General features: G+C 58.1%; 18 protein-coding genes and 1 tRNA gene. 6 read left to right on the forward strand and 13 right to left on the reverse strand.

Annotation, left to right across the window (positions count from 1 at the left end):
• Positions 1-72 precede the first annotated feature (72 nt).
• The 8 genes from rpoB to FY152_08050 form a co-directional block, all read right to left on the reverse strand.
• The gene (gene rpoB / locus FY152_08015; protein UXS32037.1) at positions 73-4,209 is read right to left on the reverse strand and encodes a DNA-directed RNA polymerase subunit beta; all 4,137 of its coding nucleotides are present in this window, start codon (positions 4,207-4,209) and stop codon (positions 73-75) included.
• 262 nt (positions 4,210-4,471) lie between these two features.
• Positions 4,472-4,849, reverse strand: coding sequence for a 50S ribosomal protein L7/L12 (gene rplL, locus FY152_08020; GenBank protein UXS32038.1), 378 nt, complete (start codon positions 4,847-4,849; stop codon positions 4,472-4,474).
• A gap of 59 nt (positions 4,850-4,908) precedes the next feature.
• On the reverse strand, positions 4,909-5,427 hold the full coding sequence (gene rplJ / locus FY152_08025; protein UXS32039.1) for a 50S ribosomal protein L10: 519 nt from the start codon (positions 5,425-5,427) through the stop codon (positions 4,909-4,911).
• Between the two features lie 355 nt (positions 5,428-5,782).
• Positions 5,783-6,478, reverse strand: coding sequence for a 50S ribosomal protein L1 (gene rplA, locus FY152_08030; protein ID UXS32040.1), 696 nt, complete (start codon positions 6,476-6,478; stop codon positions 5,783-5,785).
• Positions 6,479-6,480: 2 nt separating this feature from the next.
• Positions 6,481-6,912 (reverse strand): 50S ribosomal protein L11, encoded by a 432-nt coding sequence (gene rplK / locus FY152_08035; GenBank protein ID UXS32041.1) that lies wholly within the window; start codon positions 6,910-6,912, stop codon positions 6,481-6,483.
• A gap of 144 nt (positions 6,913-7,056) precedes the next feature.
• Positions 7,057-7,587: a transcription termination/antitermination protein NusG gene (gene nusG, locus FY152_08040; protein ID UXS32042.1), complete on the reverse strand. Its 531-nt coding sequence runs from the start codon at positions 7,585-7,587 to the stop codon at positions 7,057-7,059.
• Between the two features lie 21 nt (positions 7,588-7,608).
• Positions 7,609-7,809, reverse strand: coding sequence for a preprotein translocase subunit SecE (secE, locus tag FY152_08045; protein UXS32043.1), 201 nt, complete (start codon positions 7,807-7,809; stop codon positions 7,609-7,611).
• A gap of 186 nt (positions 7,810-7,995) precedes the next feature.
• Positions 7,996-8,071, reverse strand: a tRNA-Trp gene (locus tag FY152_08050).
• A 193-nt stretch (positions 8,072-8,264) separates the two neighbouring features.
• Between FY152_08050 and FY152_08055 the strand changes: the two genes are divergently transcribed.
• On the forward strand, positions 8,265-8,852 hold the full coding sequence (locus tag FY152_08055; GenBank protein UXS32044.1) for a histidine phosphatase family protein: 588 nt from the start codon (positions 8,265-8,267) through the stop codon (positions 8,850-8,852).
• A 69-nt stretch (positions 8,853-8,921) separates the two neighbouring features.
• Here FY152_08055 and tuf read toward each other — a convergent pair whose 3' ends face one another.
• Positions 8,922-10,097, reverse strand: a complete 1,176-nt coding sequence (gene tuf, locus FY152_08060) for an elongation factor Tu (GenBank protein UXS32045.1) — start codon at positions 10,095-10,097, stop codon at positions 8,922-8,924.
• A gap of 406 nt (positions 10,098-10,503) precedes the next feature.
• Between tuf and FY152_08065 the strand changes: the two genes are divergently transcribed.
• Complete coding sequence (locus tag FY152_08065; protein UXS32046.1) at positions 10,504-11,136, forward strand: TerC family protein; 633 nt, start codon at positions 10,504-10,506, stop codon at positions 11,134-11,136.
• Positions 11,137-11,585: 449 nt separating this feature from the next.
• Here FY152_08065 and FY152_08070 read toward each other — a convergent pair whose 3' ends face one another.
• Entirely contained in the window at positions 11,586-11,954 is a 369-nt protein-coding gene (locus tag FY152_08070) for a hypothetical protein (protein ID UXS32047.1), read from the reverse strand.
• A 477-nt stretch (positions 11,955-12,431) separates the two neighbouring features.
• Positions 12,432-12,881, reverse strand: a complete 450-nt coding sequence (locus FY152_08075) for a hypothetical protein (protein UXS32048.1) — start codon at positions 12,879-12,881, stop codon at positions 12,432-12,434.
• A 285-nt stretch (positions 12,882-13,166) separates the two neighbouring features.
• On the opposite strand from FY152_08075, the gene FY152_08080 reads away from it, so the two are divergent.
• Entirely contained in the window at positions 13,167-13,472 is a 306-nt protein-coding gene (locus tag FY152_08080) for a BA14K family protein (protein UXS33242.1), read from the forward strand.
• Positions 13,473-13,537: 65 nt separating this feature from the next.
• Here the strand turns inward: FY152_08080 and FY152_08085 are convergent, their stop codons facing one another.
• Together FY152_08085 and FY152_08090 are read right to left on the reverse strand one after the other, a co-directional pair.
• Positions 13,538-14,563 carry a class I SAM-dependent methyltransferase gene (locus FY152_08085; protein UXS32049.1) on the reverse strand — a complete coding sequence of 342 codons (1,026 nt, stop codon included), beginning with the start codon at positions 14,561-14,563 and terminating at the stop codon, positions 13,538-13,540.
• Positions 14,560-15,348, reverse strand: a complete 789-nt coding sequence (locus FY152_08090; protein ID UXS33243.1) for a DUF1295 domain-containing protein — start codon at positions 15,346-15,348, stop codon at positions 14,560-14,562. Before FY152_08090 ends, FY152_08085 begins: the two co-directional genes overlap by 4 nt.
• Before the next feature lie 193 nt (positions 15,349-15,541).
• On the opposite strand from FY152_08090, the gene FY152_08095 reads away from it, so the two are divergent.
• The 3 genes from FY152_08095 to FY152_08105 are packed head-to-tail and all read left to right on the forward strand — an operon-like array spanning position 15,542 to position 18,949.
• The gene (locus FY152_08095; protein ID UXS32050.1) at positions 15,542-16,915 is read left to right on the forward strand and encodes an NAD(P)/FAD-dependent oxidoreductase; all 1,374 of its coding nucleotides are present in this window, start codon (positions 15,542-15,544) and stop codon (positions 16,913-16,915) included.
• Entirely contained in the window at positions 16,912-17,730 is an 819-nt protein-coding gene (locus FY152_08100) for a DUF1365 domain-containing protein (GenBank protein UXS32051.1), read from the forward strand. Before FY152_08095 ends, FY152_08100 begins: the two co-directional genes overlap by 4 nt.
• Complete coding sequence (locus tag FY152_08105; protein UXS32052.1) at positions 17,717-18,949, forward strand: class I SAM-dependent methyltransferase; 1,233 nt, start codon at positions 17,717-17,719, stop codon at positions 18,947-18,949. The genes FY152_08100 and FY152_08105 overlap by 14 nt, the downstream gene beginning before the upstream one ends.
• The last annotated feature ends 11 nt before the right edge of the window (positions 18,950-18,960 follow it).

Here is an 18,960-nt window from a genome sequence, read left to right on the forward strand (position 1 = left end):
GAAAGTGTCCCACACCGGCCTGGCCGATGCGGGAGCCGGCAGGCGCCCAAAAGGCGCCCGCCTCTCTCATTTTTATTCCGCCGCGTCGGGCAGCTGGTCTTCGGGCTGGTTCTCGATCTTCGAGTTTTCCAGTTCGACCGAAAGACCGAGCGACCGCATTTCCTTGACGAGAACGTTGAAGCTCTCCGGAATGCCGGCCTCGAACGTGTCGTCGCCACGGACGATCGCCTCGTAGACCTTGGTACGGCCCGCCACGTCATCCGACTTGACGGTGAGCATTTCCTGCAGCGTGTAAGCCGCGCCGTATGCTTCCAGAGCCCAGACTTCCATTTCCCCGAAGCGCTGTCCGCCGAACTGAGCCTTGCCGCCCAGCGGCTGCTGGGTAACGAGCGAGTAAGGACCGATCGAGCGAGCGTGGATCTTGTCGTCGACAAGGTGGTTCAGCTTGATCATGTACATGTAGCCGACGGTGACCTTGCGGTCGAACGGCTCACCGGTACGACCGTCATAAAGAACGGACTGACCGGATTCATGCAGACCTGCCTTCTTCAGCATCGCGGCAACGTCAGGCTCATGCGCACCGTCGAAGACCGGGGTCGCGATGGAAACACCGCGCTTGGCTTCTTCGGCAAGCTTGACCAGCGATTCGTCATCGAAGCGCTGCACCTCATCATGCGATTCACTCGCATAGATTTCGGTGAGCTCGGTGCGAAGCTCGCTGATGTCCATCGTCTTGCGATACTCTTCGAGCATCTCGCCGATCTTCTTGCCCATGCCTGCGCATGCCCATGCGAGGTGGGTTTCGAGGATCTGGCCGACGTTCATGCGCGAAGGCACGCCGAGCGGGTTCAAGCAGATGTCGACATGCGTACCATCTTCGAGGAACGGCATGTCCTCGACCGGAACGATACGAGAGACGACGCCCTTGTTACCGTGACGGCCGGCCATCTTGTCGCCCGGCTGGATCTTGCGCTTAACAGCGACGAAGACCTTGACCATCTTCATGACGCCGGGAGGCATTTCATCGCCGCGCTGGACCTTTTCGACCTTGTCCATGAAGCGCTGTTCAAGGCGCGACTTGGATTCGTCGTACTGGCCGCGAAGCGCTTCCAGTTCGGACTGGGCCTTCTCGTCTTCGACTGCAAACATCCACCACTGCGAGCGGGGATATTCGGAGACGACGGCGTTGGAAAGCTCGACGCCCTTCTTGAAGCCCTTCGGACCGGCGATGGAAACGTGACCACGCAGCATGTCGATCAGGCGGCCGTAGACGTTACGGTCAAGAATTGCCTGTTCGTCGTCGCGGTCCTTTGCCAGACGCTCGATCTCTTCGCGCTCGATGGCCATCGCGCGCTCGTCCTTCTCCACACCGTGACGGTTGAAGACGCGGACTTCGACAACGGTACCAAACGTGCCGGGAGGCATGCGCATGGAGGTGTCGCGAACGTCGGAAGCCTTTTCACCGAAGATGGCGCGCAGAAGCTTTTCTTCCGGCGTCATCGGGCTTTCGCCCTTCGGCGTGATCTTGCCGACGAGGATGTCGCCCGGCTGAACTTCCGCACCGATGTAAACGATACCGGCTTCGTCGAGGTTCTTCAGCGCTTCTTCCGAAACGTTCGGAATGTCGCGCGTGATTTCTTCCGGACCAAGCTTCGTGTCGCGCGCCATCACTTCGAATTCTTCGATGTGGATGGAGGTGAACACGTCGTCGGAAACGATACGCTCCGACATCAGGATCGAGTCTTCGTAGTTGTAGCCGTTCCAGGGCATGAACGCGACGAGCGCGTTGCGGCCGAGTGCCAGGTCGCCGAGGTCGGTCGACGGACCGTCCGCGATGATGTCACCCTTGGAGATCAGATCACCGACGGCGACCAGCGGACGCTGGTTGACGCAGGTGTTCTGGTTCGAACGCTGGAACTTCTGCAGACGGTAAATATCGACGCCCGACTTGCCGGCATCGAGGTCTTCCGTGGCGCGGATAACGATACGGGTCGCATCCACCTGGTCGACAACACCGCCGCGGCGAGCCGCGATGGCAGCGCCGGAGTCGCGAGCGACGATCGGTTCCATGCCGGTGCCGACGAACGGCGCTTCCGCCCGCAGAAGCGGAACGGCCTGACGCTGCATGTTCGAGCCCATGAGAGCGCGGTTGGCGTCGTCGTTTTCCAGGAACGGAATGAGAGCCGCCGCGACCGAAACGAGCTGCTTCGGCGAAACGTCCATCAGGTTGATGTTGTCGCGCGGTGCGAGCATGACTTCGCCCGAGTGACGGCAAACAACGAACTCTTCAACGAAGGCGCCTTCGCCATCGAGTTCGGCATTGGCCTGTGCGACGTAGTACTTGGCCTCTTCCATGGCGGAGAGGTAGATCACGTCCGTCGTCACCTTGCCGTCGATGATCTTGCGGTACGGGCTTTCAATGAAGCCGTACTTGTTGACGCGGGCAAAGGTGGCAAGCGAGTTGATCAGACCGATGTTCGGGCCTTCCGGCGTTTCGATCGGGCAAATACGGCCATAGTGGGTCGGGTGAACGTCGCGGACTTCGAAGCCGGCGCGCTCACGGGTCAGACCACCCGGTCCAAGAGCCGAAAGACGGCGCTTGTGGGTGATTTCCGAAAGCGGGTTCACCTGGTCCATGAACTGCGACAGCTGCGAGGAACCGAAGAATTCGCGAACGGCGGCAGCTGCCGGCTTCGCGTTGATCAGGTCCTGCGGCATCACGGTGTCGATTTCGATCGAGGACATACGTTCCTTGATCGCACGTTCCATGCGCAGAAGGCCGAGACGATACTGGTTTTCCATCAGCTCGCCGACAGAACGAACACGGCGGTTGCCGAGGTTGTCGATGTCGTCGATTTCGCCCTTGCCGTCACGCAGTTCGACCAGCATCTTGACGACAGCGAGGATGTCTTCCTTGCGCAGCGTGCGCACGGTGTCTTCCGCGTCGAGGTCGAGACGCATGTTCATCTTCACGCGGCCAACAGCCGAGAGATCGTAACGTTCAGCATCGAAGAACAGCGAATTGAACATCGCTTCCGCCGAATCCATGGTCGGCGGTTCACCCGGACGCATGACACGGTAGATGTCGAACAGCGCTTCCTGGCGGTTCTGGTTCTTGTCGGCCGAGAGCGTGTTGCGGATATAGGCGCCAACATTGACGTGGTCGATGTTGAGGACCGGAATCTCGTCAAAGCCCGACTGAAGAATGAGACCGAGCGTCTTCTCGTCGATTTCGTCGCCGGCTTCGAGATAGATCTCACCCGTCGAGTAGTTGACGATGTCTTCGGCTAGGAAGTTGCCGTAGAGGTCTTCGTCGGTCGCCTTCAGGGCCTTGAGACCCTTCTCCGTCAGCTGGCGGATAAGGCGCGGGGTCAGCTTCTTGCCGCCTTCGACAACGACTTCGCCGGTATCGGCGTCGATCATGTCGGTGATGACCTTGGCATTCTTCAGCGCTTCGGGCTGGAACGGAATACGCCAGCCGTCGCCGGAGCGCTCGTAGGTAGCCTTGGTATAGAAGGTCGACAGGATTTCTTCGCCATCCATGCCAAGCGCCATCAGGAGCGAGGTCACGGGCAGCTTGCGGCGGCGGTCGATACGCGCATAGACGATGTCCTTGGCGTCGAACTCGATGTCGAGCCAGGAACCGCGATACGGGATTACGCGTGCGGCGAAAAGCAGCTTGCCGGAAGAATGGCTCTTGCCCTTGTCGTGATCGAAGAACACGCCCGGCGAACGGTGCATCTGCGAAACGATGACGCGCTCGGTGCCGTTGACGATGAACGTGCCGTTATTGGTCATGAGCGGCATGTCGCCCATGTAGACGGACTGTTCCTTGATGTCCTTGATGGACTTCGCGCCTGTATCCTCGTCGATATCGAACACGATGAGGCGCAGCGTCACTTTCAGCGGCGCTGCATAGGTCAGATCGCGCTGACGGCATTCCTCGACGTCGAACTTCGGCGCTTCGAATTCGTAGGAAACGAATTCGAGCATGGACGCGCCCGAGAAATCGGTGATCGGGAATACGGATTTGAATACGGCATTCAATCCCTCGTCGGGACGGCCACCCTTGGGCTCGTCAACCATGAGAAACTGGTCATACGAAGCCTTCTGAACCTCGATGAGGTTCGGCATTTCCGCTACTTCTGGAATTTTGCCGAAAAACTTGCGTACGCGCCTACGACCGTTAAACGAAAGGGTCTGAGCCATCGTCGCTCCTTTAAAATTGCATCCGGGCCTGCAACGGACGGGAACCGATGGCCAGTCGACCCCGTCAAGCAATGGGTATCATCAATCTCGTTCCACATCCCGGATCGATCAGGCCGGATTGCCTAGATGAGCCGGTTCGGAACCATTCTCTTGAAGAACCCATTACCCAAAAGCCGTTTTCAAGCGGCTTTTGGGTAATAAGTTTTAAAAACGATAACGACGGAAAGGGGCTTGAAGCCCCTTCCCGCCAGCAATCGCAAGATTACTTAACGTCAACCTTAGCGCCTGCGTCCTCAAGCTTCTTCTTGAGATCGGCAGCTTCAGCCTTGGAAACGGCTTCCTTGACCGGCTTCGGAGCGCCTTCAACGAGGTCCTTAGCTTCCTTCAGGCCGAGGCCCGTGATAGCGCGAACTTCCTTGATGACGTTGATCTTGTTGGCGCCAGCGTCAACCAGGATCACGTCGAATTCAGTCTTTTCTTCTTCAACAGCAGCAGCAACGCCAGCACCGCCAGCAGCAGCAACAGCTACCGGAGCAGCAGCGGAAACGCCCCACTTTTCTTCAAGAAGCTTCGACAGTTCTGCAGCTTCCAGAACGGTCAGGGTGGAGAGGTCTTCAACGATCTTTGCGAGATCAGCCATTTTGATAGTTCCTTTTGTTCAGTTCGAACCAGTTTGAATATTTACAGCGAAAAACCGCCTTAAGCGGCTTCGTCCTTCTTGGCGTAAGCCGAGAACACCCGAGCCAGCTGGCTTGCAGGTGCGGCGACAACCGTAGCGACGCGAGTTGCCGGGGCATTGAGAAGGCCCAGCAGCTTTGCGCGCAGCTCGTCCAGCGAAGGCAGGGTCGCAAGCGACTTGACTGCTTCGGCATTGAGCGTGGTTGCACCCATGGCGCCACCGAGAACAACGACCTTGTCGTTGGTCTTGGCGAAATCCATGACGACTTTCGGAGCGATCATCGGGTCGACGCTGTATGCAATCAGCGTCTGGCCCTTGAAGAGATCTGTCATCCCTTCCGACTCCGTGCCCTGAAGAGCGATCTTGGCCAGGCGGTTCTTCGCGACCTTGACGGTGCCTCCGGCAGCGCGCATCTTCGAACGGAAGTCGTTCATCTGCGCAACGGTGACACCAGCATAGTGGGCCACGACAACCGAACCGGAAGCCTTGAAGACTTCGTTCAGCTCCGTGACGAATTCGCGTTTTTCCGCTCTTTCCACTGTCTGTCTCCAGTAGACGGGAACACAACATGTGAACCCGTCGGGTTTGCCTTTGCCCCAAGGGACCTTTTTACAAAGATCCCGAGCGACGCTCGAGGATCCTGTCCCCCGCTCTGTCGCCGCAAACGGCTTCAGGCACAGGCACACCAGGTTCGAACCGGACAGTCAGGCATCGTTTCGATGCCTCAAATCCAGCCTCACCCGTCTCATGCAGGTTGAATGATTAAGGCCAGGTCCCGAAAGACATGGCCACCCGCAATCTCGGACAGGAGTTCCGGGTTTCCCCGGAAATCTCCGGCTCCTGGGAGCCGGAAATTCTTGTATTCACACTTCCCTTGGGAAGCGCGAGAATTGATTAAGCGGTAACCGACGAAGGGTCGATCTTGACGCCCGGCCCCATGGTCGAGGAAATCGCGACGCGCTTGACGTAGTTGCCCTTGGCACCGGTCGGCTTTGCCTTGATGACGGCATCGGCGAAAGCCTTGATGTTTTCTTCAAGAGCCTTGGCGTCAAACGAAGCCTTGCCAACGCCAGCATGTACGATACCGGCCTTTTCGACGCGGAACTCGACAGCGCCGCCCTTGGACGCCTTGACGGCGCCGGCAACATCCATCGTCACCGTACCGACCTTCGGGTTCGGCATCATGCCACGCGGGCCGAGTACCTTGCCGAGACGGCCGACGAGCGGCATCATGTCCGGGGTCGCGATGCAACGATCGAAGTCGATCTTGCCGCCCTGAACGATTTCAACCAGTTCTTCTGCACCAACAACGTCAGCGCCAGCAGCCGTGGCTTCATCAGCCTTGGCGCCACGGGCGAAAACGGCGACGCGAACGTCACGGCCGGTGCCGTTCGGCAGGTTGACAACGCCACGAACCATCTGGTCCGCATGGCGCGGGTCAACGCCGAGGTTCATCGAAACTTCAACGGTTTCGTCGAACTTGGCGACAGCACGTTCCTTGACCATCGAAATGGCGTCGGTGAGAACGTAAAGCTTGTTGGGATCCACGCCTTCGCGGATCTTCTGAATGCGCTTTGCTACCTTGGCCATGATCAACCTACCACTTCCAGGCCCATGGCGCGGGCAGAGCCCTCAACCATTGCCATTGCGCCTTCGATGTCGGCTGCGTTCAGATCCTTCATCTTGGCTTCAGCGATCGTCTTGACCTGAGCCTTGGTGATGGAGCCGACCTTGGCGCCCTTGCCAGGCGTCTTGGAACCGGAGGTGATCTTTGCTTCCTTCTTCAGCCAATAGGTCATCGGCGGCTGCTTCATGACGAAGGTGAAGGACTTGTCCTGGTAATAGGTGATGACGACCGGGATCGGCATACCCTTTTCCATTTCCTGCGTGGCGGCATTGAACGCCTTGCAGAATTCCATGATGTTAATGCCACGCTGACCAAGTGCCGGACCGATCGGCGGGGACGGATTGGCCGCCCCGGCCTTTACCTGCAACTTGAGCTGGCCTGCAACTTTCTTAGCCATATCTCTCTGCCTTTCAATTCAAACCGGTTACCCGGCTTCTCTTAAGCCGGATTGCTCCGGCGGCTGCGGTTGCGTGGTGCGGCGCCCTGCCCCGGCTTAAAGAGCCAGTTAGCCTTCCACGCGCTTGGGGCTTTACCCCGCCAATCAGACCTTTTCGACCTGATTGTATTCCAGCTCGACCGGCGTAGCGCGGCCGAAGATCGACACTTCCACCTTCAGGCGCGAACGCTCCTCGTCGACATCCTGAACCACGCCGTTGAACGACGCGAACGGACCGTCGGAAACGCGAACCTGCTCGCCGATCTCGAACGAAACCGAAGACTTCGGACGCTCGACACCTTCCTGGACCTGACCGAGGATACGCTCGGCTTCATAATCGGGAATCGGAACAGGCTTGCTGTCCGAACCGAGGAAACCGGTTACCTTCGGCGTGTTCTTGATGAGGTGATAGGCCTCATCCGTCAGGTTGGCGCGCACCAGCACGTAACCTGGAAAGAACTTGCGCTCGCTGTCGACCTTGCGGCCGCGACGCACCTCGACAACCTTTTCGGTCGGCACGAGGATTTTCTCGAAAAGATGATCAAGACCCTTCTGACGGGCCTTCTCTTCGATCGACTCCGCGACCTTCTTTTCGAAATTCGAATAGGCGTGAACGATATACCAGCGCGCTGCCATTTTTATTCTCCGTTCAATTCGTTACCGACCGACGTTCAGCACGAGGCTGAGCAGCCAGCCGATGAGCTGGTCAGCAGCAAAAAAGAACAGAGCCGCAAAAATGACCATCACCAGCACCATTGCCGTCGAAATCATGGTCTCGCGGCGCGACGGCCAAGTGATCTTTGACGCTTCGGCGCGAACCTGCTGCAGAAACGTAAACGGATTGGTTTTGGATGCCATTGACTGCCCACGCAATTACGGCGCGTAAAGCCGATACTGATCAGCCCCACGCACCGCGTGTCTGTTTTGACCTTACATAAACGCCGATTCCCTTTTTAACAAGAGGAAATCGACATTCGGCGAAATTCGCCGGAAATCCGGCACCCATCTGCCATGCAGCGAGGATCCGCGCTTGCGAATGGAAAGTGGCAGGGGCAGAGGGGCTCGAACCCCCGACCTGCGGTTTTGGAGACCGCCGCTCTACCAGCTGAGCTATACCCCTTCGAACCAGAACCGACCGCGAAAATCGCTTGGCCAATTCGGTATGCGCTCCTTTAAGGTGCAGGGAAAAGAATGGCAAGTGTGTTTTTTGTTTTTTCACATTGTCTGGCAAAATACACCGACACGCCCCCCCTACCCCACAAGGCACAATGCCTATTCCCTTGATCTCTTTGACGATCTCGACAGGAAATCTCATGAGTATTTATCTGGTCCGTCATGGCCAAACCGAATTTAACGCCGTCCAGCGCTGGCAGGGCCAGGTCGATTCGCCTTTAACGGAACTGGGACGCCAGCAGGCGGCCCGCGTGGGGCACAGGCTCGCCGCCATGACAAGAACCGATGAAGTGCATATTTTTTCCAGCCCGCTCGGACGGGCAAGGCAGACCTGCGAGATCATAGCCGGTGAGATTAAAATCATCCACGGCATCACTCTCGATCCCGGCTTGATGGAGGTTGGCATGGGCGCATGGGACGGCATGACGGATTACGAGATAGATTATGAATATCCCGGCATGCGTAACGGGCTGGATCGACATGAATGGTTCTTCCACGCGCCAGGCGGTGAGACATTCGAAAAAATGACAAGCCGGGTGGCCCGCAGCCTGGAGACCATACAGCAGAGACAGGCTCGCGATGCGATCGTCATCTGCCATGGCATCACCAGCCGCCTGTTACGCGGCGTCTATGCGAACCTTCCAAAGGAGGAAGCATTGCGCCTTGATGTGCCGCAGGACGCATTCTTCCATCTCAAGGACGGCGATATCGTCCGCATCGATTGCTGAGCCATTTCAGACAACAAAAAACCCCGCCGTTTCCAGCGGGGTTTTCCTCAATCCCTTGCGGGTTTGAAATTACTCGACGATCGAAGCCACGATGCCGGCGCCGACGGTACGGCCGCCTTCGCGAATAGCGAAGCGCAGCTTTTCTTCCATCGCGATCGGAACGATCAGCTCGACTTCAACCGTGACGTTGTCGCCAGGCATAACCATTTCCGTGCCTTCCGGCAGCGAAACGATACCGGTCACGTCCGTCGTGCGGAAGTAGAACTGCGGACGGTAGTTCGTGAAGAACGGCGTATGACGGCCGCCTTCTTCCTTCGTCAGGATGTAGGCTTCTGCCATGAACTTCTTGTGCGGCTTGACCGAACCCGGCTTGCACAGGATCTGACCACGCTCAACGCCGTCACGGGTAACGCCGCGAACCAGCGCACCGATGTTGTCGCCAGCCTGGCCCTGGTCGAGCAGCTTGCGGAACATTTCAACGCCGGTAACCGTCGTCTTCGAGGTCGGGCGAATGCCGACGATTTCGACTTCTTCACCAACCTTGACGATACCGCGCTCAACGCGACCCGTCACAACCGTACCACGGCCAGAGATCGAGAACACGTCTTCGATCGGCATCAGGAACGGCTGGTCGATCGGACGCTCAGGCGTCGGGATGTAGGCGTCAACAGCGGCCATCAGCTCGCGGATCGCGTCTTCACCGATCTTCTTGTCGCTGTCTTCAAGAGCGGCAAGAGCCGAACCCTTGATGATCGGGATATCGTCGCCCGGGAAGTCGTAGGACGACAGAAGTTCGCGAACTTCCAGCTCGACGAGCTCGAGAAGCTCGGCGTCGTCAACCTGGTCGACCTTGTTGAGGAACACGACGATTGCCGGAACGCCAACCTGACGGGCAAGCAGGATGTGCTCGCGGGTCTGCGGCATCGGGCCGTCAGCGGCCGAGCAAACCAGGATCGCGCCGTCCATCTGGGCAGCACCGGTGATCATGTTCTTCACGTAGTCGGCGTGGCCGGGGCAGTCAACGTGCGCGTAGTGACGGTTCGGCGTCTCATACTCAACGTGGGCCGTCGAAATCGTGATACCACGTGCCTTTTCTTCAGGCGCGGCGTCGATCTGGTCATACGCCTTGAACTCGCCGAAGAACTTCGTGATCGCGGCGGTCAGCGACGTCTTGCCATGGTCAACGTGACCGATCGTGCCAATGTTGACGTGCGGCTTATTGCGCTCAAACTTGCTCTTTGCCATGTGAATTGCTTCCTGTGAACGTGAAGTAGTTTCCCCGGCGTACCGGTTTGGTGTCGCCGTTTAAGGCTTTGTAAGCGAATGCGCAAGACTTAATTGTGAAAGCGCCTGCGCGCGCGCTTCAAGCGTGCCCCGAGGCCCGTATATGGTGTGTTGTTTGCGACATTCAAACCCTTGGAAGGATGACGTGGATGCAAGCCGAGGGGAGCGCCTTTCCACCATTGCCGATCACTAATTAAGATATTTCCATCACAACTTCTTTACCTGCACCGTCATGATGGCTTAAGGACAGTCCATCGCCGGGGGGGGGAGACGGGCGATCGCAATGCGGCGCCGGGCGCGCCATCCCATGCCATATCTCGATCCGTCGCTTTCCCGTGCGACCTTCATATGCGTTTCAGGACATCCCATGGAAATCTTCACAGCCGCCGGTTTTACGGCATTCTTGCAGGTCATCGCGATCGATCTGGTTCTGGCGGGCGACAATGCCATTGTCATCGGCCTTGCCGCCGCCGGCCTGCCCGCACATCTTCGCCGCAAGGCAATCCTCGTCGGCATCATCGCCGCCACGGTGCTGCGCATTGGCTTTGCCGCCGTCACCGTACAGCTTCTGTCCATTGTCGGCCTGCAACTCTTCGGGGGCCTGCTGCTCGCCTGGGTTTGCTGGAAGATGTGGTCCGAACTGCGTGAAGCCGCCGGCTCCATCGAGGATGAGGTGACGGATGACGAGGCCGACCTGACCAAGGGTCACAAGACCTTTTTCCAGGCGGCAACGCAGATCGTCATCGCCGACGTTTCCATGTCGCTGGACAATGTTCTCGCCGTCGCCGGCGCCGCGCAGGAACATGTCACCGTGCTGATCATCGGCCTTGTTGTGTCGATCGCCCTTATGGGTCTGGCCGCCAACTTCGTTGCCAAGCTGCTGCACCGCTACCGCTGGATTTCCTATCTCGGCCTGATGGTCATCATCTATGTGGCGCTCAACATGCTTTACCACGGCGTGATTGAGGTCCTGCCCTACATCAAGCCTTATTTCGGCTGAAGCCGACCAAAGCAACGCAGAACCAAAAGGCCCGGGAAACACGGTTTCCCGGGCCTTTTTTTGTGCCATCGGCACCTCTTTTCCAGCGGCGGGGAATCAGCGGCCGCAAGCGCTGCAACATTCGGAGAAGACAGGGAAATCGCGATTTTTTGCCCATGCATTCTGGCAATTGAGGTCAGCCACGGGCAAGCCTAGGGAGCTAGTAATAAGTCATAATAATAACAAGAAAGGTAAAGCTGCCAATGGCTTATGACTGGACCGGCGGTCGTACCCGCCGTCTTCGAAGGGTGAAGCTTGGCGTTGTCGCAAGCTCTCTCATCCTGCTGGCGCTTCTTGCGTCGCTCGTTCTTGGCTGAACGCGCCGCACGCCCAATTCAACGCTGACCGGCGGCATGGCAAGGTTTTCAAAACCGCCCTGCCGCCGCTCCTTTCAGCGCAGGCGTCAGCGATCAGGTTTTCTTCACTTCCACGCAATGAACCGGCTGTTTCATGTCCGGATCTGCCATCAAATCGTAGAGATCGGCCTCGTCACCCTTCGACCACCAGACATGGGTGCCACCCTGATATTTGGCGCCCGAACCTGAAATGACGTTCGCGGCAACGATGACGCCGTCCTTCAGCCCCAGCCTTACGAGGCTGATATCACCAGCATTGAAATAGGTCGCGTCCACCGTGTCGGTGGCGCATTGATAAACGGTTTCGACCTTTTCGACCGTCGTATCGTTCGGCAGCGGAATCACCATGTCTTCGGCCGAAGCGCTGGAAGCAGCTGCCAAAGACATGGCGGCGAAACACATGGAGGCGAGAGATTTTTTCATGATGGCCCTTTCCTGATTCGACTTGACCATAGGGACATGTCAGAAAAGCCAAAATGGGGCCGCCCAACGCCGCACGCGCGAAATTTACGGGCATGTTAGCCGCTGAAACAGCTGATTGTTGATTTCGGTCGAAACGCTACGGCAATTCCTACCGAAAGAGCCAATAAACGACGCCAAGGATAACCGTCCACATCAGCAATGATATGGCAAGCACGGCGAGATAGTTTCGAAATCGTCTGGTCATCCGCCCACATTACCGGCCGGCTATCGCGCGACAGCCTCAACCGCTGAATTGCTGGATGCGGGTCAAACCGCAGGATCAACTCTTTCTATCAAGATGCTGAATCGCAGACCATTCGCAGATTTTACCCGCCCGAAAACGGGGTTGCCTGCGGCAAACCCCGCCTTTGCCGGCAGGGTTTGCAAAAGTCGTCGCGCCCTGGCGAGTTGACGACGATCAGCCGTCGTCAGGCCGGATCAGCTCTTCAGTGCAGTATTGCACAGGCTCCAGTAACCGCCGCCCTTCTGGATCCACTTCAGATCACCGAGCGTGCCGTCATTCTTGTTCTTGTGATAGGAATCGACGCAGGTTTTCAGGCGGGCCTTTCCGGGGGTCTCGCTTGAATATTTCTTATCGACAGCACTCGGAAAAGCGACGCCCTTCGGGGCCTTGATCGTCGCTTTTTCGGGTTCTTTGTCAGTGGTGGCCGCGACCTGTTTATCGTCGGCGGCATCTTCGGCGGCCGCTTCGCTGCCGCAGAACTTGGCGCGATAGTCGTTCCACTTGACGTCCTTGGCGGATCCATCCGCTTTCGCCGCCTGATATTTCACGCTGCACTCCTTCATGGTGAGTGCGGCTGCGGGGGAGACAAACGCCGCCGATGCCAGCAGCGCAAAGGATGAGAGAATGACAACCCTGTTAATCATTGAAGACTCCCGTTTGCATGATTGCCGGGCGACTATCCGACCGGATTTTCCGCTTGTCAACGAGCAGTGCGGTAGGGACCGGACACCGAATTAGCGCGACGCGGAATCGCTCGCGAAGCCTTCGATCTTCTCGGGCATGGAAGCGTGGTGCCGACATCGCTTCAACCTCAGGTCAGCCCCCTCAAAGAATCACGTGTTCGTGTGGCGTCAATAGCCAACGGGAACGAATTCCCTAAATTTTCGTTAGCATCTCGAACGAATAACGAGGATTTATCGATGTTGAGGATGCCGAAGACTATGTCCGCGCTCGCTCTTGGCGTCGCATTATCTGCCGCTTCTGTCATTCCCGCTCAGGCACTGAGCATCATACAGCCGGCCGGAGACCTTCAGGAAAAGACGCAGCCCGCCTACCCCGCATCGGCCTTTGCCGCCGGCAAGGGTGAGGAAGGCGTACCGAATGGCTATGCCCTGTCGGACGGGGAAGTCAGCCACATCAAATGGTGTGCTGCGCGCTATACCTCCTACCATCCGACTGACAACACCTATATGGCGTCTGCAGGCACGCGGGTTCAGTGCCGTTCACCCTACTGATATAATCTCGGATTTTTCGGTTGGAGCTGGCCACGGACTCGATTGCACCAAACGCGCCTGGCAAGCTAGGCAGGCGTCATGAGATAGTGGCCAACGCCCCAGACCTCACCGTCGTCATGTCCGAAAAGCCCGGCTGTCGCGAGAAAGAACAGTCGCCAGCGGCGTTCCCATAATCTTGCATCCGCTCCATAGACGCTTTGAAGGATCGGCCGGACGCGATCTATCTCCCGATCGAAATTCGCGAGCCAGTCGAGAGCTGTCCGGCGATAATGAGACCCTGACCAGCGCCAATCCTGCTCCACGCTGAAAAGCCCGCCAAAACGATGCGGAAGATCGAAAGCGGGCATGATCCCACCGGTGAAAAAATGCTGCGCGATCCAGTCTGCCGGATTGGCATGGTCGAACCGATAGGATCGGTCGCGGTGATTGAAGACGTGAAGGAAGAACTTGCCTTCCGGCTTCAGCCAGGAGCGGACGCGCTCGAACAAGGTCCGCCAGTTCGACATATGCTCGAACATTTCAACCGATACGACGCGGTCGAAATGGCCGTCAGTCGAAAAATCATTCATATCCGCCGTTATGACTGACAGGTTGGAAAGCCCACGCTCTTTCGCGCGCTCGATTATATATTGGCGCTGCGACGCGGAGTTCGAAACGGACGTAATCCGCGCCTTGGGAAAACGGCCAGCCATATAAAGCGAGAGCGAGCCCCAGCCGCATCCGAGTTCGAGAATATCCATGCCGTCCTGCAATCCGGCATGTGACACGGTCTGCGCCAAAGCAAAGGTTTCGGCCTCGTCGAGTGTTGTCTGCACATCGGGATAGAAGCAGCAGGAATATTTTCTCTGCGCGCCAAGAACTATCGCGAAGAATTCCGCCGGCACTTCGTAATGCTGCCTGTTCGCATCCGCCGTATGGGTGGCAACGGGAAACTTCATCATGTCTGCCGCGAATACAGGCTCGGCATCCGCCGGCAGGCTGGCAAGCCTGCGTTTGGTGCGTGCGCAGAGCAGGTCGATGCCGGCAAGGGTGATGCTGTCGCTCAGCGGCGCGCGCTCGGCGGCATTGATGGCGAATGCGAGCATGTTCATGGCATATCCTCGTTTTTGCGGGGTCCCGGGAAAAAGGCATTGACGCGGTTTTGCAGGGCGCGGAATTTATCCCCGCGCGATTTCAGCATGTGTTCCTCAAGCGGCGGAATGCCGGAGACATGGACGAGCAGCCAGTACATCATGGCCGGCGCAGTCAGCGACACCCGCGACCAGGGCTGCGCGTCGATGGCCAGCAACGGAAAGCCGCACCAGAAAAGCCATTCGAAGAAATAGTTGGGATGACGGGAGTACCGCCATAGACCCGTCTCACAGACGCCGCTTTTGGCCTCCGGCGTTTTTCTGAACCGTGAAAGCTGCCTGTCGGCGACGGCTTCGCCGGCAAGGGCACCGGCCGCGACGATTAGGGCAATCACATCGGTGAAGCGTGGAAAGGCCTGAGGATTGCCGGCGGCAAGATAGACGGCAAGAACCAGCACGAAAGCGGCAACGGCCTGAATCTGGAGAAAGCCGAAAAGCCGGATCGAGGCCTTGTCGCCCCATTGCTCGATCAGCTTGGCATAACGCGGGTCCTCTCCGGCACCCCTCGTGCGCAGGCCGATGTGGCCGGCAAGCCGCAGCGACCAGATAATGACGAGAAGAACCACTGCGCCGCGGCGCCAATCGTCTCCATCGGCAAATGCGACAGCGACAACACCACCAAGCCCGACGCTCGCCGACCAGACAGTATCGATCCAGCCGCTCGATCCCGTCAAACGCTGCAATCCCCAGGCAGCCGCCATCAGCAGCGACATCAGGACCGCAAGGGCCACCACGACAGACATCATCACCATTCCGCTCGCCATATTCGAACAACTTGAGACCGCGTTTCGTGATGGCAACTACGGTCGAGATGGCAAAAGAGTTTCAGGCCACGGAAAAAATTCCGAAAAATCTTCGCGCGTGTGAAACTTATCGATCCGCTCCCTCGTATCTGTCGCAGTCCGCAAGGCTGAATTGTGAATGCGATAGCGAGGAAACATGTTCGACACCGAAGCGAAGCGAAAAGACAGCCGGCGAAACATCGCCGTGATCGGAACAGGCATTTCCGGTCTATCGGCCGCCTGGCTCTTGTCGCAACGGCATGACGTTACGGTTTTCGAGGCCGCAGACCGCGTCGGCGGCCACAGCAACACGGTGACCTTCACGACCGAAAAGGGACCTGTTTCCGTCGACACCGGTTTCATCGTTTATAATGAAGTGACCTACCCCAATCTCACAGCGCTTTTCAAAACACTGGATGTGCCGACTGCGGCATCCAACATGTCCTTTGCCGTTTCGCTGGATGAGGGCGGTTTCGAATATTCCGGCGGCACCGGCTTTGGCCTGCTCGCGCAAAAGAGAAACGCCATCAGGCCACGCTTCTGGGCGATGCTGTCAGATCTATTGCGCTTTTATCGCAACGCCCCGCGCGATCTGCCCGTCATGGGCGATATCTCGCTCGATGATTACCTGTCGCGCAATCACTATGGGCCGGCGTTTCGAGATGATCATCTCTACCCCATGGCGGCGGCCATCTGGTCCACGCCGGCAATGGAGGTGGGCCGTTATCCGGCCGCACATTTCATAAAATTCTGCAGCAACCATGGTCTGCTCCTGCTGCGCAACCGTCCCGTCTGGCGCACCGTCGTCGGTGGCGCCCAGGAATATGTGAAACGCATCACGGCCCCATTCGCCGACCGCATTCGGCTGTCGGCACCGGTTAAAACGATCAGCCGTATCCCGGGCTACATCGAGATCGCCGGGGAGAGCGGCAAATTCGAGCGTTTTGATGATGTGGTGATCGCCACGCATGCCGATCAGGCACTGGCGATGCTGAGCGACGCAACACGCGCCGAAAAGCGGATTCTCGGCGCATTTGCCTATACGAAAAACAGGGCTGTGCTTCACAGCGACAGCAGTTTCATGCCGCGCAGGCGTGCTGCCTGGTCGAGCTGGAATTATGTGGCAGATACCCGAACTGGCACCGGCCAGCCGAGCATCACCTACTGGATGAACAGGCTTCAGCCTCTGGGCGACACCCCTGACACCTTCGTCACGCTCAATCCGGTGCGGGAGCCGGAACACGCAAAGATCATCGCCGAGGAAACCTACCATCACCCCGTTTTCGACGCCGGCACCGAGCAGATGCGGCAGGAACTCTGGGCCTTGCAGGGACTGCGAAACACATGGTTCTGCGGCGCCTATTTCGGCTCGGGTTTTCATGAGGACGGCCTTCAGGCAGGCCTTGCGGTCGCAGAAGACCTTGGTGGCGTGAAGCGGCCATGGCAGGTCGCCGAAGACAGCGGCCGGATTATTCGTCTGGATATGACGGCGATTGCAACCGACACCGAACTCATAGAGGCGATAGCATGACGCCTCCCCTCGCCTCCGCCCTCTTTCCCGGACATGTGACCCATGCGCGCTTCAAGCCGAAAGCGCACAGGCTGGCCTACCGGATTTATTCCCTGCTTCTCGACCTCGACGAGCTCGATGCGCTCGACGGCAAGCTGCGGCTTTTTTCCGTCGACCGGTTCAACCTGTTTTCTTTCCATCGCAGAGATCGCGGCGACAAAAGCGGAGCCGGACTGCGACAGCAGATCGAAAAGGCGATGCTGGCGGCAGGCGTGCTGGTGGATGGCGGGCCGATACGCCTTCTCACCATGCCGCGCCTGCTGGGCTGGGCCTTCAACCCGCTGAGCGTGTTCTTCTGCTACGGTAGGGACGCCTCGCTCAGGGCCATTTTCTGGGAAGTCGACAACACTTTCGGGGAAAGACACTCCTATCTGATCCCGGTCGAGACGGACGGGGCAGCGGAAATCGTCCAGCGCTGCGACAAGGCCTTTTATGTCTCGCCCTTCATGGACATGGACCTCCGTTACGTTTTCCGGGTCATACCGCCCGGCGACAGGCTGAAGATCGTCATCGATACCTTCGACAGCGAAGGACAGGTTCTGACCGCCCGGCATCTGGCGCGGCGCGTCGAATTGACGGACGCCGCCCTTCTGAAAGCATTCTTCGCCATCCCCTTCCTCACGCTCAAGGTGATCGGCGGCATTCACTGGGAAGCGCTCAAAATCTGGCTGAAGGGCGTGCGGTTCCGGAAGCGGCCGCTGCCGCCCTCTTCACCCGTCTCTTTCGTCCATCCTTCATCGTCACAAATCGAGGCCAAGATAAATGACCCCGTTTGACAATCTCACGGAAATATCGACGGAAAACAGGCTTTCCAACCGCGGCACCGGACCTGGCGGCTGGCTCATGAGCAGGCTGCTGAACAAGGTCTCAAGGGGAAGATTGCGCGTCATTCTTCCCGGCGGCGGCATCGTTGAAAAATGCGGCGAGAAAGACGGCAGCGAGGCGACCCTCATCCTCCATCGCTGGCGGGCGCTACGGCGGCTGATCCTCAACGGCGATATCGGTTTCGCCGAGGGTTTCATCGAGGGCGACTGGACAACGCCGGATCTTACCACGCTGATCCGTTTCGCTGCCCAGAACCGCGAGGCCTTCACGACTTCGATGCGCGGCAGCCCGCCGATGCGCCTTCTCAACCGGCTTGGCCACAGGCTCAACGCCAATACCCGGCGCGGCAGCCGCCGCAACATTGAGGCGCATTACGATCTCGGCAACGAGTTCTACCGGCAATGGCTCGATCCTTCGATGCTCTATTCGTCAGCGATTTTCGACGACACGACACCGACACTTGAGGCGGCCCAGCTGAAAAAACTCGACCGCATCGCGGACAAACTGCAATTGAACGGCGGTGAAAGCATATTGGAGATCGGCTGCGGCTGGGGCGCACTCGCCATCCACCTCGCGACCGAGGCCAATACCAACGTGACCGGCATCACCCTTTCGCCGTCGCAATTGAACTGGGCAAAAGCGGCAGCCGAAAAAGCGGACAAGGCGGCAAGCATCGATCTGAAACTGGAAGACTATCGTGATGTCGACGGCAAATTCGATCGCATCGTTTCCGTTGAAATGTTCGAGGCGGTCGGAGAGGCTTATTGGCCGAGCTATTTCGAGACGCTGAAACGCTGCCTGAAACCCGGCGGTCGCGCCGTGCTGCAAATCATCTCCATCGAACCTGCCCGCTTCGACGATTATCGGCGCAAGGCGGACTTCATCCAGAAATACGTCTTTCCCGGCGGCTTTCTGCCCTCTGACGAAGCACTTGAAAAAGCGATCGGCAAAGCCGGCCTGAGCCTCACCGACATCGAGCTTTTCGGCCAGTCCTATGCCCGCACGCTGGCGGAATGGCGGCAGCGTTTCCATGCGCGATGGCAGACGATTTCGCTCCTCGGTTTCGACGACCGGTTCAAAAGGCTCTGGGACTATTACCTCTGCTACTGCGAAGCCGGCTTTACCGAGGGAACCATCAATGTCGGCTTCTATACGATTGAACACCAATAAAGGCGGGGCGA

The organism is Agrobacterium tumefaciens, assembly GCA_025560025.1.
Classification (GTDB): domain Bacteria; phylum Pseudomonadota; class Alphaproteobacteria; order Rhizobiales; family Rhizobiaceae; genus Agrobacterium.

Bases quoted from the DNA above. Each gene is read 5' to 3' on its own strand.
- FY152_08080 (UXS33242.1), top strand. From the start codon at position 13,167: ATGCCGAAGACTATGTCCGCGCTCGCTCTTGGCGTCGCATTATCTGCC.
- FY152_08055 (UXS32044.1), top strand. From the start codon at position 8,265: ATGAGTATTTATCTGGTCCGTCATGGCCAAACCGAATTTAACGCCGTC.
- FY152_08085 (UXS32049.1), bottom strand. From the start codon at position 14,563: ATGAACATGCTCGCATTCGCCATCAATGCCGCCGAGCGCGCGCCGCTG.
- FY152_08105 (UXS32052.1), top strand. From the start codon at position 17,717: ATGACCCCGTTTGACAATCTCACGGAAATATCGACGGAAAACAGGCTT.
- rplK (UXS32041.1), bottom strand. From the start codon at position 6,912: ATGGCTAAGAAAGTTGCAGGCCAGCTCAAGTTGCAGGTAAAGGCCGGG.
- FY152_08095 (UXS32050.1), top strand. From the start codon at position 15,542: ATGTTCGACACCGAAGCGAAGCGAAAAGACAGCCGGCGAAACATCGCC.
- nusG (UXS32042.1), bottom strand. From the start codon at position 7,587: ATGGCAGCGCGCTGGTATATCGTTCACGCCTATTCGAATTTCGAAAAG.
- FY152_08090 (UXS33243.1), bottom strand. From the start codon at position 15,348: ATGATGTCTGTCGTGGTGGCCCTTGCGGTCCTGATGTCGCTGCTGATG.
- rplL (UXS32038.1), bottom strand. From the start codon at position 4,849: ATGGCTGATCTCGCAAAGATCGTTGAAGACCTCTCCACCCTGACCGTT.
- FY152_08075 (UXS32048.1), bottom strand. From the start codon at position 12,881: ATGATTAACAGGGTTGTCATTCTCTCATCCTTTGCGCTGCTGGCATCG.
- rpoB (UXS32037.1), bottom strand. From the start codon at position 4,209: ATGGCTCAGACCCTTTCGTTTAACGGTCGTAGGCGCGTACGCAAGTTT.
- tuf (UXS32045.1), bottom strand. From the start codon at position 10,097: ATGGCAAAGAGCAAGTTTGAGCGCAATAAGCCGCACGTCAACATTGGC.
- FY152_08065 (UXS32046.1), top strand. From the start codon at position 10,504: ATGGAAATCTTCACAGCCGCCGGTTTTACGGCATTCTTGCAGGTCATC.
- FY152_08070 (UXS32047.1), bottom strand. From the start codon at position 11,954: ATGAAAAAATCTCTCGCCTCCATGTGTTTCGCCGCCATGTCTTTGGCA.
- rplA (UXS32040.1), bottom strand. From the start codon at position 6,478: ATGGCCAAGGTAGCAAAGCGCATTCAGAAGATCCGCGAAGGCGTGGAT.
- FY152_08100 (UXS32051.1), top strand. From the start codon at position 16,912: ATGACGCCTCCCCTCGCCTCCGCCCTCTTTCCCGGACATGTGACCCAT.
- secE (UXS32043.1), bottom strand. From the start codon at position 7,809: ATGGCATCCAAAACCAATCCGTTTACGTTTCTGCAGCAGGTTCGCGCC.